At 52.3% G+C, this 16,545-nt stretch carries 7 protein-coding genes; 5 read left to right on the plus strand and 2 right to left on the minus strand.

The features are described from left to right. The first annotated feature begins 18 nt into the window (after window positions 1–18). From NX720_RS16755 to yjgA, 3 genes are all read left to right on the plus strand, one after another. A complete protein-coding gene (locus NX720_RS16755; RefSeq protein ID WP_262596066.1) occupies window positions 19–10,659 on the plus strand; it encodes a TcdA/TcdB catalytic glycosyltransferase domain-containing protein in 10,641 nt (3,546 codons plus the stop codon). An 89-nt stretch (window positions 10,660–10,748) separates the two neighbouring features. Then, window positions 10,749–10,883, plus strand: a complete 135-nt coding sequence (locus tag NX720_RS16760; protein WP_262596068.1) for a hypothetical protein — start codon at window positions 10,749–10,751, stop codon at window positions 10,881–10,883. After that, a complete protein-coding gene (gene yjgA, locus NX720_RS16765; RefSeq protein ID WP_262596069.1) occupies window positions 10,883–11,407 on the plus strand; it encodes a ribosome biogenesis factor YjgA in 525 nt (174 codons plus the stop codon). Before NX720_RS16760 ends, yjgA begins: the two co-directional genes overlap by 1 nt. On the opposite strand, the gene NX720_RS16770 is transcribed toward yjgA, so the two are convergent. Both NX720_RS16770 and NX720_RS16775 read right to left on the minus strand, forming a co-directional pair. Next, window positions 11,402–12,130, minus strand: a complete 729-nt coding sequence (locus tag NX720_RS16770; protein WP_262596070.1) for a glycerophosphodiester phosphodiesterase family protein — start codon at window positions 12,128–12,130, stop codon at window positions 11,402–11,404. The genes yjgA and NX720_RS16770 overlap by 6 nt on opposite strands. Window positions 12,131–12,166: 36 nt before the next feature. Beyond that, window positions 12,167–12,985, minus strand: coding sequence for a class I SAM-dependent methyltransferase (locus tag NX720_RS16775; RefSeq protein WP_262596072.1), 819 nt, complete (start codon window positions 12,983–12,985; stop codon window positions 12,167–12,169). 181 nt (window positions 12,986–13,166) lie between these two features. Between NX720_RS16775 and NX720_RS16780 the strand changes: the two genes are divergently transcribed. Both NX720_RS16780 and NX720_RS26855 read left to right on the plus strand, forming a co-directional pair. Continuing rightward, a complete protein-coding gene (locus tag NX720_RS16780) occupies window positions 13,167–14,774 on the plus strand; it encodes an FGGY-family carbohydrate kinase (RefSeq protein WP_262596074.1) in 1,608 nt (535 codons plus the stop codon). Between the two features lie 90 nt (window positions 14,775–14,864). Then, window positions 14,865–16,364 (plus strand): lytic polysaccharide monooxygenase, encoded by a 1,500-nt coding sequence (locus NX720_RS26855; RefSeq protein WP_318654052.1) that lies wholly within the window; start codon window positions 14,865–14,867, stop codon window positions 16,362–16,364. Window positions 16,365–16,545 lie beyond the last annotated feature (181 nt).

Raw genomic sequence — 16,545 nt, forward strand, 5'->3', positions numbered from 1 at the left:
AAACGCAGGTAATGAGTCATGCCAAATGTTCCAGCCGCTCAAAAGAATCCATTGCCAAAGAAAATACATTTTGTTGTCATCGGTGAGCTGACTAGGGCTCAGGCTTTGAGAATTGAAACCTGGGCGAAGGCCAACCCGGACTGGAGTGTCAAATTATGGAAGGACGAGAACAGTTATTTTGATCGTCTCGTACTGAAAGAAATGGCCAGCGAGTTGCTCAAACTCGACGATATGAGAAAACAAGTCAAGGGGCAAGGGACGCCCATAGGAAATGATGATTGGGCCGAGAAGCTACCGGAGTCTATAGACGATGATTTGGACATCCTCAGAGATCGTCAGCAACAAATGGCACAAAGTATCAATAAGCAAGTTACACCCGGTGGTAAAACACGGGCAGATGCGGTTAAAGAATGGCTGATTTCCAATCATGGAAAAAGTGAAAATGAATTAGGTGAGATTGTTAAAGCGCAACAAAGTATTTACGAAACCCTTAAAAAGAATGGGGTTGATATTGAAGACTCAGGGTCTCAATTTCCCTTTTTTACTGTGGATGAAAAAAAAATATATATTGATACCGCTTACACTTACGCTGACTTCAAAACTGCCCAGAAACTAATGCAATTATCGCTATTGAATAAATATGGCGGCCTTGTTGTTGACATCAATACTTTCCCGAAAATAAACAGTGATGTTTTTTCTGAAATTAATAGTGATGAAGATACATTTGCTTTATTCAGGAAAATGTTTGGTGATCATTCCAGCTCAGTTGTCCAGAAAGAAGATATAGGGAAAGGGTTCCATGAACTTGAAAAGAAAGCCAGGCTTCAAGCACTGCTACAAAGGCTTAAGAGCGATTTTATTACTACGAACGCACTGTTAGATGAGGATTATCTTTCAAAACTCAGGGATTATGGTTACGGTTCTCGTGCGGAATCTATTATCAGGGCATCGGAGAAAGCGCCGGAGAGTCAGTATTTTAAACCTTTGGGAACTCTGGAGATGGATGATGAAGACATCTTGATGGCCGATTCAGGGGGAGGCAACGAAGCGGATTTTTATTTTTTGGCAGCTCATGATAATACACTTACAGTGTCTGGTGTTCTGGATGAAGTGGTTTTGTTCTTTAAGACGAAGCCCTATGAGGACATGCCAGGACAAGAATGGGATGACGCCAAAAATCGCATTCGAAAATTCTTAATGTCATCTATCGATGGTAGTGGACTGACTGCTGATCAGGAAAAAGAATACGTTGACGAAGCGCTTACTGCGATTGATAAACTCGACTCAAGGGGGTTCTTGCCACCTATTGACCCTTATGGTGATGTATTAGGCCGACGAAGTATTGAGCGTGAATTTTACAGCTACGCTATGAAGAATACCCTCAATCCTGGTACGCCCTTTATTTATGAACCAGACCGCTTAAAGGAGGGAATCCATGGTGTTAATCATGCCTATGATATTGCTACTGTAGACGCCACCCCTTATGACCACAAGGTGATTATTATTGCTGGCTCCGAGCCTGAAATTATAAAAGGAGGCGTTCTGCTCTTTCAGCGTAACCCTGACCAGTCTTCTTTAGTGCTATGGGATAAGAACCAGCAGCGCTTTATTGCTCTGGCAGGGGAGCAACGAGCAATAACTGAAAACTCAAAAATTACTGTGACAGCTCATGGGAGTTATTTGAAAGTTGGTGGCTTAAGTGCCAGTGAAATTGCAGACATCATCGCTAAGGCTGTCCCTGATGGAGGCAGGGTCAAAAAAATAAGAATTGACGCTTGTTCCGTCGAGAAGTTCTCCCACCTCATTGATCCAAAATTGGACTCCGCCTCACAGGAAGCTCTTGGAAGTACCTTTGGCGGTTCTTTATTACGTGCTCTTGAAAAGAAAGGGATTTCTGCCGGGGTCGTAGTGACTAATAACAAATTTTCTCGAATCAATAACTTTTTAGGTAACAGATACTCTTTTAGAGTTGGTGGTAAAAACGATCACTTTTATGCTGAAATAATTTTACGAAAGCCCGGTAACAGTATTATTGAAACCAGGCTGGTTGATGGTGAACTGTCATCAAAAATCAGGCCTGACCAGTCAGAATTGAAAGTAGAATACACTAGACAAACACGCAATAGTATTGAGGTCGATCTGTCTCTTGCACGTGATAAGCAAGGGGTATTTGATTCAGCTATGCTGTCCGATCACCTTCGTCGGGGAAGCATTATCATTCCCGCGACTCTTGAGGTCATTGTCCTGGCGGCAGGGAAAGAAGATTTCAATGGCAAGATCATTGCCCTGGGTCATCCCCGGTATGCTGAAGGTGTACAGTGGGTACTCAATGAGGCAAAGGAGGAGTCGTCCTGTACAGAATGGTACGACAAAACAAAAAAATATTTTGGTCTCGAAATTGACATCATGACCACAATGATTGAAATGGATTATCTCAATGCTCCTGGTCATGTTATCGGAACACTGGATCTGCCATTTCAACAATTAAAAAAGAGGATTGCTAACGGGCAAATTAAAGTGGTGACGGGCAGCTTTGAAGACGTGGGTGGTATTATTAAAGCCCTGCATCCTGAACCATTCAGCTATGTGTCACAAAGTTCTGACTTATGCAGGTTTGCCCCCTCCACCCGAAAAAGACGCTCCGCCTCAACCGCTTCCTGCCGTAATGACCCCGAACCCTTCGCCGATTCCCTCAAGCTGCTGTCCGACGACAAAACCCAGATCGTTCTGGATGGCCAGCAAAAGGACATTGCCCTGGTCGATGCCCCGGAAGGCAGCGCCCTGTCTAAACTTCAGCAGGAAATAAAAGGCTACCGTCGTAGAGTGGCGCAGGCAGCCCTGAAGCCGTCCCTGGGAAAACACAGCATCATTGCCCTGGATGAGGCGTCTTTTGCGTCGGCTAAAGAACTGGCCAGCAAGCCCGACAGCCGCGCTGAGGCCTTTCAGTTTATTCCCGGCAAAAGCGTACTGGTCTCAGCGGATGGACTGGTGGTTCCCCTGGTCCGGGGCGGCAGTGTCAGCCGGGTCAGCCTGGTGGGCAGCCCCGAATCGTTCGCTGCCGGCCTTGGCGCCCAATGCGTCGGGGACGTGGTGGCCGATGGCCGGGTGGGCCAGCTGGACGCGCTGGTTTCCTCTTCTGCGCAGTCCATCCGTGAAGCCTTTCCGGGCAGCCGGTTACAGGACCTGGTGGCGGTCAGCGACAGCCAGAGGGTGAATACCCTGTCATCGGCTTTAGCGGCACGGGCCGGGACCGGCTTTACTGCCTTCGACCCCCATGGGTGGCAGGGGCACGGTAAGACGCTTCGCCGCTACTGGCAGCATGATGCGCTTGCCTCGCATCCACCGCAATCCAGGTCGGTCAACGCCGATATTGACCGGCAGCTGCAGTTTGAGCGCCTGGCCCGGAATTTTTCTGACTGGCTGGGTTCTGCCGAGGTTAATGCCCACCTGGGCCCTGATTACACGCCGTTGCTGTCCACGTTAACAAAAACGGATGACCAGTGGTCCATGGATTTCATTCGGGAGAATACAAAGGCGACAAGAACCCTGCAATTTGCGAGTGCGGCGCCCGCAGAGTTGAAAACCTACCTGGACCGTCAAAACCAGAAGGTCAAGGCCCCCGGATTCCGGCATAAACTGAAAAAGCTGTTTAAACCTACCCGAACCAGCGGTTATGTTTCTGAAGCCCTGTCCCTGGTTGACAGTTTCCAGATGCTGATGATCGTCATTCAGCGGGGAAAGTTCCTTGAGCAGATCTCAAAAACCGAGGGAATGTCGGACTCCCTATACCGCGCCCTGGTGATGCACAGTTACGTGAATATGGGGATGGCGGCCACCCAGGCGACGGAACTGGTGGGCCAGGTGGTTGGCCTGGTTAAGGACAGCCGCCCAATTAGCCGGATCCTGCCCAGTGAAACAAAAGTGGTGAAACGGGTTTCCCCCGGTGGCGCGGGTTCGGCCAAGTCATTGTCGACAGCCACCCGGCTAACCCGCTATGGCAAAGCCGTGAAGGCGGTCAGGTTTGCCGGAAAGGCCGTCGGGGCGGCCGGTGTTGGATTGATGGCGTTCAGCACCGGGTTAACGGCTTACGAATACTCCCAGATAGAAGACGACGAGATTAAGGATTTATACCGGTCAAGACTGATTGTCGAGAGCGTAGGGCTGGCGGCCACCCTGTTCTCTTTAGTGGCCTCCGGACCGGTGGGGGCGGCCGTCGCGGTAGCGGTTTTCCTGGGGATGCTGATTGCGGAGGCGTTCTTCGCCGACAAGATGAAAGAAATTGAGATACAGCGGAAGTTGCAGGTGGCCAGGCAAGCCGTAGAAAAGTTCAATGACATATACCGGGAGCTGAACCCGGACAGCTTTTTCCCCATCAGTGAGGAGAACAAAACCAGGGCCCTTGAGGCGGTCAGGAAAATTCTTGCCAATCCGAACAAAAGCGATTATGGATGGGTCAACGATGAGTTAAAAGGGGCACTTTATCCCCTGGGCCCAACCGTCGTCGATCGTATCTTTAAAAAAATAAAGGATGAGTTCGATAGTGACCAGTTTGAGATTAACAACAACATTTATGACTTTCTGAACCAGGAAGGCCTGATTCCAGAGGCCCACGGTGAAACCGCTGATTTCTACTTCAATCCGGCCACGAACCAGACGTTCTCTGTGGGCTTAAAGAAAATTGACCTTCAGGGAAAACAGCTTGATTATGGCCGAATGTTTTTCAGGCACCAGCACTTTGAAATAAAAAAAAGAGGTACGAAGGTGTCTGCGGTGCTGTTCCCGCTGGGTGATTTCACGGATGTTATCTATAGCTATGTGAAGAGTGATTGCAAGGCGGGCAGACGACTGTCGTTTTATCAGTGTACGGACGGTATTTTCAATGTCACCGGCATTATGCCCGATAAAATAGGCACCGTTATTATGCCGGCCCGGCTGGACTGGGACTTCGGAGGGGAATATACGGAGTTTGATGATGCCAGAACCATTCCCGACTCAGGTAGCCGGCGCTTTTTCGATGCGATCCACAATTCCGGGGCAAGGATTAAGTATTACGACACAGAAACGGTCAAGGGTGATAACCCAAAAGGAAACAGCCAGTCGGATACGGTTGAGAAGGGGTATATGATTCAACGGCTTGTCAGGGAAGAGTCCAGGCACACGGACGTGCTTTTGAATCTGGACTACGAAGACCATGACATTATATTCCCGCCAAAAATTCGGGAGCCGAGCAATACCGGAAGGGGGCTTCTGTACACCGTTAACGTACCTGACAACAGCAAGAATAGTTACCGGCTGATCATCAAGGACAACTGGTCTATTAACCTGAAGAACCTGGAGAATGCCAGGTCGGCTTCGTTTAGCCTGTATTACCATGGGGATCGTGAGGTTCGGTGTATTAATCGATATTACAATTTGTATGAAGGGAAGCATTGCGGTTTTTCACGAACCGACGATGGGTTTACTTTTAAGCTGGGTGGCGCCAGCGTTTATTTTGATATACCGGAAGACGCCCTCAGCGAGGAAGAAAAAAACCATTACAAGGTCATGATCGTTGATGATCACGCGGGCTTTAAGGTCACTCCCCTTCACAAGAAAGCACCAATAGAGCTGCTCTATTTTATCTCGAAACGGCCAATTCAGGAGTCGGCACAACGAGTCCGGTATTTCGCAAAGATTGAGGCGGCATTTAACCGTAATGAATACAGTTACGCTTTCCGGCTCAAACCCGCCCCGAAAGGCAGTACCAGGTATCTTTTCCCTGACCGGTTCGTGCCCGTTATTTTGCAGTGGGAACCCGCGAAACCCGCCTGGCTAAACAGGCCAACGAAGGAGGTACGGGCGGACGGCAGCGAGGTGTATCATGGACTTACTTCATTCGCCCCGGGCGGGGAGCATAAGTGGGAGCGTTTCCAGCTCTGGTATGACCGCAGCAACACTGTTGAGATCACACTCTGTCGGCCAGAAGGTGTTGAGCCGGGGCATGTGATTCCCATTATGGGGGCCCCGGAAACGGGGTACTATTTCTACAATCGTCAACTCAGGCGGCTGTATTTCGATCCGGCCTCAGCCCTGACGCCATTGAAAATAAAACGGTTCAATTTTGGGCAGCGAGTGGGGGACATGAGTGATTTTTATACAACCCCTCATACGTTTCCTTATGAGATAGCGGGCTATAAAGTCACTGATGACCCGGACAACGCCCCGGAAAAGCAGTTGATGGTAATGACCCGCGCCGGGGTCTGGTTTGCCCTTGATGGCCTGAAAACAGAGTCGGGGCAGACTGAAAGGCAATTTAAACACACCCCCGCTTTTATCAGTACGACGCTGGTCAACTATCAGGAAGCGTTGACGCAAGTCAGTGCCAGTGACTTCGTCACGAGATTTTTGCCGGTCAATATCGTCGACACAGACAATGCCAGCCACCTGCTCCGCAGTGGTTTTTACGATAAGAAAAACAACGTCATGATGACGTACCTGGTCAGTTCCATTGATTTTTACGACAAAGGTCAGTTTGAAGCCAAATGCCTGAAAGACAGCGCCAGTGGCCGGGAAGTGGTTGGCCTGAAGTATATTGACGCATTAAAACAGTACCGGCTTTTCGCTAAGGACAGTATTAGCCTGCGCCAGTCGGTCACAACGGACTGCGTTTTGATTACCGGCTGGGGGGGCGTCTACCTGAGGCTAACCCCGGAGCTGACCGGCCCGGTCATCAAGGACCACTCGCCGGTGCATAGCTTCAGAAAAGGGAACGCCGTCTACTATGTGATGCACAACAGCGCCTCGGGGGCTCTTTATTATGCCACGATAGACCGGCCCCCGGCAGACCGGGGGAATCTTCTGGTGACGCCGTTGAGCAATCTGAATCTTCTCACGTTTGGTCATGATGACCTTGACGCCAGGGGTGGCAAGGGCGGTTTCCTGGATATCAAGTCCCTCAAGAACGGCATTCTGGCCTATACCCTCAACGGCTATATACTGATGATCCCCAATGAAGCCCTGTTGAGCGGTACCAGGCTGGGCGAGCTTCCCCTGGAAGCTTACCGGTTCGATGGCTGGCATTACGGTTATACCGACAAGGGCCAGCCCGTTCGGTTCAACGCGCCGACCGCGAACATCTCCCGGGAATACTATCAGCTGCCCAAAGATTCGACCATCGACCTGACCGACCTGGATATGGGGGTCATTGTTGGCGGGCTGTATGACCGTCATTTTGGCAAGGACATGATCGCCCCGGAAAACCGGAACCGCCAGCAGGCTTCGGCATTTCTCGCGGATCTTAAACAAGCCGTCAGGCGCGTTTGCGAACAGTTTGCGCTGGATTTTGGGGAAGAGGCCCCTGACCTGGTCAGGCTGCCGCTGGTTCACCCACCGAAGGGTAAACCCCTGCCCGCTTTTTTAACACAGATGGATTTCTGGTTCCTTCGCTCCGAAAACCGGCTGTTTGCGGCCAATGCCAGCGACTCCTTCAGAATCGGGGGGGACAACGGCAACTCCCTGATGGCCCTGAAGGGCAAGGGCGACAGCCTTCCCTACCGGTTTTACATGAACCCGGTATCGGGGGCACCGGCAGGCCACCCCTATTGCCGCCAGAACCCGGTTGTCCCTAACCTGCTGCCCGAGGTGTTTCGTCCGGAGGTTTCCGTGCCCTGTGAGGACGGTAATAACAACCCGGAAGCGGACTACTTCTGGAATAACGTCAGGCAGCAGTGGGAGGCGAGCAGTGAACACTATCTATTCACCCTGGCCGATGGCAACAGGACGCTGTCCGGCCTGACTTTCATCAATGACCGGCAGTCTCCGGAACAGCAGCAGGCCGCTTATTTCAGCCTGACCGGTGATTATTCCTCGGATAGACACAAAGAGGTCTGGCAGCGACTGTCCGGAAGAGTATCGGACCGGCTGTCGTCTGGCATGACGTCCCCCTATAGAGAATTTCCGAAACAGCCCCTGCTGGAGATTGAGTTTGTACCCGGGGGGCAGACAGGCAGGGTATACCGCCAGGCCTGGTATGACACGCGGGATAACCGGTTATTCCTGGGACCTAAAAACCACGGGGACGAGGAGCTGGTGCTGGTTGGCAGCCTGAACGCCGGCAGCCGGTCAGGCCTGCCTGAACGAGCCGGGGCTTTATGTTTCAACCGTAAAAAACACAAGGTATTTTTTATTGATAGCCACCGGGCAATACCTGTACACAAGTCAGCCGGCTGGTCCGGCCCTTATGAACAAGGTCTTGGCCGTTTGTCGAACATCGAGGTGAGCAGTGACGGCCATGCGCTCCGGGTCTACGGCAGCGCCGGGGATGACCGGTTAACCGTATCGGACTTTTTGCTGGATACCCTTTACTTCGACAGGGGCAAAGGCGCCAGGCGGTTCAGCGCGAGCCCGGACCGTCCCCATGACCTGACCCTTTACTTTGACGGCAAGGGCGGCAATGACTCCTTTTCGGTGAAGTTCAGTGACCTGACTTATTGCGCGCAGGTGATCATTAAGCTGGAAATGCAGCCTGCTGCAACGCCCCCCGGGGATAACAATGGCCAGCCTCAGCGCATCCGTATTCATGCCCCGGCGTTTCAAAGCACCCTTCTGCGTGACGAGAATGACCTTCTGATCCTTGATCGTTTTGATCCTAAAGGTGTTTTGCGGATCAAGCAGGTCTGGACGGCACCGCTGGCCCCCCTCCCAAAACCCACAGGTATTCAGTTCAACGACGCGCGCTTTACGCTTGACCAGTTACGGGCAGAGGTTCAAGCCAACCAGGGTATTTATATGCCGCCACTGGTGGTCGGCACCGGCGCACTACCTTCAGCGCCTGTACCTGCCACCCCGGACAGGCCCCTGTTTATTGATGTGGCGCCTGGCTTCCAGCTGGTGCCGAAGAAACAGGCAGACACCCTGAAACTAACCGTGCAACCGGTCAGCGGGGCGGTCAATGGCACGACCAGCATGACGGTCGAGGGGTATCGCTTTGCCCGGGGCAGCGTCCGGGTGCGTCAGCTCAGCAAGGAAGGGGGCAAGCCCGCTTCAGGCTACTATAACCTCGACTTTGACGATGGCCGGGGTTGCCACAACTGCCTCTCCCCCGCCCGGAGCACAAACCAGAAGCAAACCATAGGGGGGCATGAGTTTACCGTTCTTGAAGGGCCTGCCAGGCAGGACAAGGCAAAATACCTGGCCCATTGGAACAACACCGTTGGCTTCCCGGTGATGGGCAAGAAACAGCTGGACGACTATGGGCAGGTGATCGATAAAGCCAGCCCTTACCCGGTGCTAACTTTGGATAACCCGGCCACGATGGACAAACAGCCGGTTTACAGTGTGTTTTACGATGTGGACATCAGGGAACTCCGGTTTGTTTTTGAAAGCACCAGCCATAGGCTGACCGTTACCGTATGGCGCGGCCAGAACCTCGTCCGCAAGGGACAGTTGAACCGAACCAACAAAGCCAGCCTGGACGTGTTGCTGTCCAGCCGGGATAGCCAGGCCATGCAGCAAAGGTACAAAGTCTTTCCCTTCTCCCTGTCATCACTGAAACTGGTTGCCCGTGACGATAACTGGGCGCTGGAATCCGGTGACTATCGGTTTCACCTGGGTGCCATTGATGACCGGATACTGGCTTTTGAGCGGCTCAGCCCCTCAATCGTGACGACTTTGTCTAAGGCCATGCCTTTTGATGGCTTTGTGTTTGCCGGTGAGCAGGCCAACGAACGGATTAAAATGATGGAGCTGGCCGAACGGCTGGCACCATCGGTGCCCCGGTTATTTGACGGGGCGAAGGCAGCCAGCCCCCGGATTGACGGCAACGGCCTGAATAACATTCTTTATATCGCCCCGGAAAAAGCGATCCGCGAGGTCTATGGCCATAACGGCAATGACCTGTTCCTGCTGGGAGACCCAGACCAGAAAGGCGGCCAGGCAAACACCCGGGAAACCATCAATCGAACTCCGGTGGAGCTTAATGGTGATGCTGGCGATGACATTTACGACATCCGGTCATCACGGAATGCCACCGTCACTGACAGCCAGGGGCAACATACTGTTATCCTGTCGTCAGGCTCCAGAAGCAACCTGAGGTCACTGGAGGGTAAGAAAAGCACCCGGCTCTACCTCACTGACCTCGAGCCGGAGGAGGTGCAGTTCAACCTGCGCCGCAAAACCGGTGGCAGCAACCTGAACCAGACGACGGTGGATAACCTGGGCAGTACCGGCCTGAATGATACCTTCGTAGTGATCCCCCACCAGGGCGCGGAACTGGCGGTGATTAGCCTGTCGGCACTGGATAGCATCTACTTCAGAGGGCGGCGTTACACCAGTGACCCCACAGGCTGGGTAACGGGGCGCAACCGGACGCTGGCCGGGCCCGGAGTTAACCGGTTTGGGCCGGAGACACCGGAAGGGAAGATCATCAGTGGCCAGCGCCTGGCTGCCAGCCTGATGCCAGCCGGGGATAAAAAGAGCAGGCCAACCCGGCTCCGGGTGCCCGAGGCCAACCAGGGTTCAGCGCAGATAGAGCAGCATTTCCAACAGCTGGTGCAAAGCCTGGCCCCTTTCAATGCCAGCGTTATGGGAGGGGAGGCTGCCTTTGTGCCGGGAGCGCAGAACGTGACCAGCCTGAACATGACTTCCCCCCTGGCCAACACCACCACGCTGCCAACGACTTGAAAAAACCGGAATCAGTCGCTGGTCACGAGCCCGGGAACCTGAGGGACGCAGACACTGAGACAGGACATCTTGTCACCGAATAGAGTAAAATGCGTTATTCCCATCGAACAGCTACCAGCGAAAAAACAATTATTGCTGTCACCATCAGAATTCTGGCCGGTGACAGCAACCGTATTTCCATAGCTACAGTGATCGCTACAGCGATAGTTAAAGTGAATGTGTAATGTCTGAACAGAAATTTGACGAATTTGGCGACCCTATTGAGGAGATCATTTACGTCAGCCGTGCCGAGCTCAAGCGTGATATGCAAGAGCTCAAAGATATGGGCGAACGGTTGATGGAAATGAAACCGTCACTGCTGGATAAACTGCCTCTGGGCGACCGCCTGCGAGCCGCCCTTGATGAGAGCAAGCGCATCAAAAGCCATAATGCCCGAAAGCGCCACCTGGGCTTCATTGGCAAACTGATGCAGGACGAAGACCTTGAACCCATCAAGGAACTGCTCAGCCGCCTTGATGCCACCAGTGAGGAGTTTAACCGCCGTTTTCATCAGCTGGAACGCTGGCGCGACCGCCTGGTCAGTGGTGACAACAAGGTTCTGACGGAGTATCTGGAACAGTACCCGGAAGCCGACCACCAGCACATTCGTCAGCTGGTGCGCAATGCGAAAAAAGAAGCTGAGCAAAACAAACCGCCTGCCGCAGCCCGCAAACTGTTCAAATACCTGCGCGAAGTGGACGAGCTATAAGCATCGCTCCAGGTTCCGGGGACAGTCTGAAAAAACACCGTCCACCTGCCAGCTCTTTAGCCTGCTAAGGAGCTGCGTATCGTTTACGGTATAACAGTAAAGCTCATACCCACCCGCTTTCACGGCTTTAGCGCCAGCTTCTGTCAGCTTCTCAGCATTCACGTGAATGCTCACAGCCCCCACCTGTTGCGCCTTATGGCTCCAGCTTCGGGACAAGGTTTCAAACAGGCAGCCAATCCGGTGTTCAGAACGCCCTCTGAATAAAACCAGCGCCTTATGGTTAAAACTGGAAACCAGTAACTTCTCCGCTGGAAAGTCGGCCTGCTCTAAAGCAGTGATCACCTGCCCAACCAGCCGGTGCAGGTCACAGCGATTAGGTTTTAACTCCAGATTCAACCCCAGGCCCAGCTCTTTTATCAGGCTCAACGTTTCATCCAGCTCAGGAACCTTCTCCCCACACCAGTGTTCGGAGTGCCAGCTGCCAGCATCCAGCGATTTAATCGCCGCCAGAGTCTGTTTCTTCAGGTGACCACGACCATTAGTCGTTCGATTCAGGCGGGGGTCATGGAACATCACGGCCGTCCCATCCCCCAGCAAGGTGACATCCAGCTCAATCCATTCCAGCCCCAGCTCTGCCGCTTTGCGAATGCCTGCCAGCGTATTTTCAGGTGCCAGACTTGCCACCCCCCGATGACCAATCATTTCACTCATCAACAGGCCCATGCTATTTCCCTGTGTAAAAAATCTTAAGCGTCAACATTAACAGGGTTTTCTTCCAGCGCAATGGACAAACCTTGGCAGGGACACAACGCTGTCCGGCTCGTTGCAGAACCGCCTTAAGTCATTCAACAGCTCACGAAACTCATCCTTTTCCAGCAACCCTTCTTCCAAAAGCCCTTTTCCCAGAGCCTCCATCGTCAGAGGGACAAACTGTTTGCCTTCACCTTCCAGATAAACCAGGTTTTCCACTTCAACGTTGATACGCAAAAACTTCTGTTTCCGTACTATGGAGGGCAGCCACCGACCACAATCTGAATGTCCGCCACGAACATCAATAATCTGCCCCAGCAGCCCGGCACTCTTTTGATAAGCCGCATTATCGGGCCAGCAATACTGACCTTCGCAATCAATGGTCTGTGCGACAAACAATCCTCCCGGTTTCAGATACCGGGTTAATTTTTGAATGGCTGCTTCCGGGTCAGGAAGGTGTTCCAGAATAAGGCGGCAATAAACCAGATCGAACGATTGATTAAAAGCCAGCTCATCCGCTTCAAGATCAAGCACCTTAAAGTCCAGCCCCCGGATACCCGCAAACTTTTTTCGTGCCAGCTCTATGGATTCTGCATCCATGTCAAAGCCTGTCACAAAACCACCCTCTCCCAGAAGCCCCCGTAAATGACCGGTAATTGCACCTGCACCACAGCCCGCCTCAAGGCAACTCATCCCTTCGCTGATACCTTGTGACATAAGGAATTTCTGACTTGAAGGCCAGCTCAGGCGGGTCAATATCTCCAGCCGGGAAGACCCCAGAACGCCATGAACAAATGCATAGTGTAACCCTCCCGATGACTCTGCCATTTTGTTACCAACCCTGTTGTATTTGGAAAATGTATTTAGAAAGTTAGAAAATCACTACAAAGCTATCAATAGAAGCTATTAATAAGGTACTTACTGTAGAAGTCAGATACAGAGTAGATCATCCGGAGCTACTTTTTTGTCTATGCTGGAAATCATCCCAATCAGGCAACAGGTAACCCCGATGGATGACATACTGCTCAGTATCGACGTAGGAAGCGGCAGTCTGCGCTGTGCACTGGTCACCACTGAAGGAAAAATTCTGGCGCAGCAGAAACACGCTATTCGTTGCTGGAACCCAGCTGGGAAAATGGGCTTTTCATCGGATGATATCTGGAGCAATCTGGTCGACACCATCAAGAACCTGATCTCACTGTCCAACTATGAACCCGATTCCATACGGGGCATCGGGCTTGATGCCACCGCCTCCCTGCTGTTTCTTACGGCTGACATGAAACCCATTGCCCTGCCCGATAATTCGGAGTGCGACGTGTATGGCTGGATGGATCACAGAGCACTGCCACAATCAGAACAGTTTTCTGCCGTCATGCACCGTACCGGCAACCATCAGAGAATGATTCCGGAAACCCACATTGCGCGGGCACTCTGGTTGAAACAAAGTCACCCGGAACTCTGGAAGCAATGCTACTGCATCATTGACCTGAGTGATTACCTGGTCTGGAAACTGACTGACGAACTCATCTGGACCAACGGCTCACTTTCCCGTCGTTTTGACGAACAGTTACTGGAAGCAGTGGACTTTACCGATGTTAAAGAGCGCTTTCACGGTATTCATCTGCCCATTGGCGCTGCGGTTGGCGAAGGGCTCTGCAAAACGGCTGCAATCTCTTTAAAGCTGCCTGTCGGCGTACCGGTGGCCAGCGCCATCATCGACGGGTATGGCGGCACACTCTCTACGATCCTGTCCCGCAGTAAGAACGAACCCGTTAACCCTCCTGAAACAGCCCTTAAGCGACTGAGCATGATCGTCGGAACGTCGACCATTTATATCGCCACCAGTCGCGAGCCTCAAAACATTTACGGAACCTGGGGCCCTTCTCCATCAGTGCTGCCTGACCTTTACCACAATGCCGTCGGGCAGAGTGCTGCCGGCATTCTGCTGGATTACATTCTTGCCAATCACCCTGCACACGAACTCGCCTGCAATAAGGCAAGACAAAAGGGGCTGAGCATCACCGCCTATCTGAATGTACAGCTTGAAAAGATGGCGGGAGAACAGCCTGTCGCCTGCCTGGCTGAAAACATTCATATGCTGCCCTACTATGCTGGCAACCGAACGCCCAGAATGGACATGACCCTGGTAGGAATGATCAGCGGATTAAAACTGGATAACAGTGAAGGCAACCTGGCATTACATTACCTCTGCACCATTCAGGCTCTGGCGCTTGGCGCACGACACAATATTGAAACCCTGATCTGTGCAGGTTATGAGTTTGACCTTCTGACTCCGGCAGGCGGGCTGGCGAAAAACCCGCTGTTTCTGGCAGAACACTGTAATGCGACCGGGCTGCCTGCTGCCATTCCAGAGCAACCCGACGCGATGTTGTTATCCGGGGCAATGACGGCAGGACTGGCTGCCAAATTGTTCTCTGACTGGACTCATGCTATCCAGTCAGTCAGTCGTTACGAACAGATCATTAATCCTGACCCGGAGCTGGCGGACTATTACGAAAGAAAATATTGTGTTTTTCTGGAGATGCACGAAGACCAGATGAAATACAGGAAGATAATGGCGACAGCTCTGAACACGACAAAAAATTCAGTTTTTTGACAAGGCGCAGCGGGTTAGTGACAACGGTTGTTTTTCTGTATCTATCGAAGCAGAATTAACAAGCCCTTTCAGCGTACGGTGAAAATAATAATGAAAAAAACACTCGCACTGTCTATGACATTACCGGTGATGGCTGCCTTGCAGACACCGTTTTTTATCAGCGCCGCCAGCGCCCATGGCTGGAGTGAATTTCCTCCGGCCCGACAGGCGGTCTGCTATGACCAGGGGGGCATCTGGAGTGGCACGCCGCCGAGCCCGGGCTGTGCCCAGGCGAAAGCGATATCCGGAAGCTTCCCGTTTGTTCAGCGTAATGAGTACGCTAAGAATATTAATGACTACAACAATATGCAGGCCGTACGCAGCGCCATTCCGGACGGTACGCTCTGTTATGCCAATGATGATAAAAAAGCGGGCATGGGCGTGGCTCATTCCGGCTGGACCCGGACCGAAGTAAAAGCGGGCACCTTTGAATTTGTGTTTAATGCCACGGCTCCCCACAACCCGTCGTTCTGGCAGTTTTATCTGACCAAACCCAATGCGGATCTGTCGAAAAAACTGGCCTGGGGCGACCTTGAACTGATTCAGGAAGTGGGCAATGTGCCGGTGGTGGCTGGTAAGTACCGGATGGATGTAACCATTCCTGAAAGTCGTTCTGGTAATGCCATTCTTTATACGCGCTGGCAGCGGGATGATTCGGCGGGTGAAGGTTTTTATAATTGCAGCGATATTGCGATTATCAATGACAACAACGCCCCGGACCCTGAACCCAAACAGCCTTACCTGGTGCAGGGCAACGCCTTTATTCCACAAAATATCAGCCTTGACTCAGCCGCGGTGGGTAAGGTGGTGAATTATACCGTGCTTAATCAGAATGCCGAGCGCCATGCGTCCTTCTCGGTCGCTATTACCGACAGCAATAAAGACGACTGGGATCGTCTGCTAGCGTCCGAAGTGAACGGCTGGTATGAGGCCAATTACAATGGTGATGTCTTTATTGGGCGCTGGCATGATGAAATGAGTCATTACATGTATTTCCGCAATGACTTACACGGTAACTACTTTAACTCCAGGGATGCCGGATTCTCCGGGCAATTCAGCATTACCGATGCCATTGCTTTACAGGCTGTGATTACGCCGAAGGTGCTTAAACCTCTGGAAAATGCCAGTGTCGTCCATGGCGATTATGTGGTGCTTACGCCATCTGACAGTAATGGTCATCAGGCCGACGCCCAGTGGCAGCAAACCAGCGGAACCACTGTGCAAACCACCACCGACGCTAACCAGCAGCTGCTGATTGATACTTCCACCCTGCCCAACGCGCGCCATGAGCTGACCTTCCAGCTGGCTCTGAGCAGCAATAGTGTCAGTGATGATGAAGTGTATTCCTTTGTTGTCCAGCCTTCCGGATCGAACGACTCGGGTGGTGATGACTCGGGTGGTAGTGATGATTCCGGTGTCGCGTCGTGGAGTGCCGCCAAAGCCTATGCTCAGGGCGATGTGGTCAGCCACGCTGGCAAAACCTGGACAGCCCAGTGGTGGACTCAGGGCGAGGAGCCGGGCACAACCGGTGACTGGGGCGCCTGGCGCTGATTGAGTGAATCAGTCTGTCGTTTTCATCCGTAACGGCAGACGCCGTTTTATCCCATCGTCATCCCCGCCTGCGCGGGGATGACGGAGGTGCTGGTATGTTATTCAGTACTGCTACCCTAAGTTACCCTTCCCCCTGCCAACGTTAACCCGTCGTAATTTGATTTATGTCTATATATGATGC

It is taken from the genome of Endozoicomonas euniceicola (assembly GCF_025562755.1).
Taxonomy (GTDB): Bacteria; Pseudomonadota; Gammaproteobacteria; order Pseudomonadales; family Endozoicomonadaceae; genus Endozoicomonas_A; species Endozoicomonas_A euniceicola.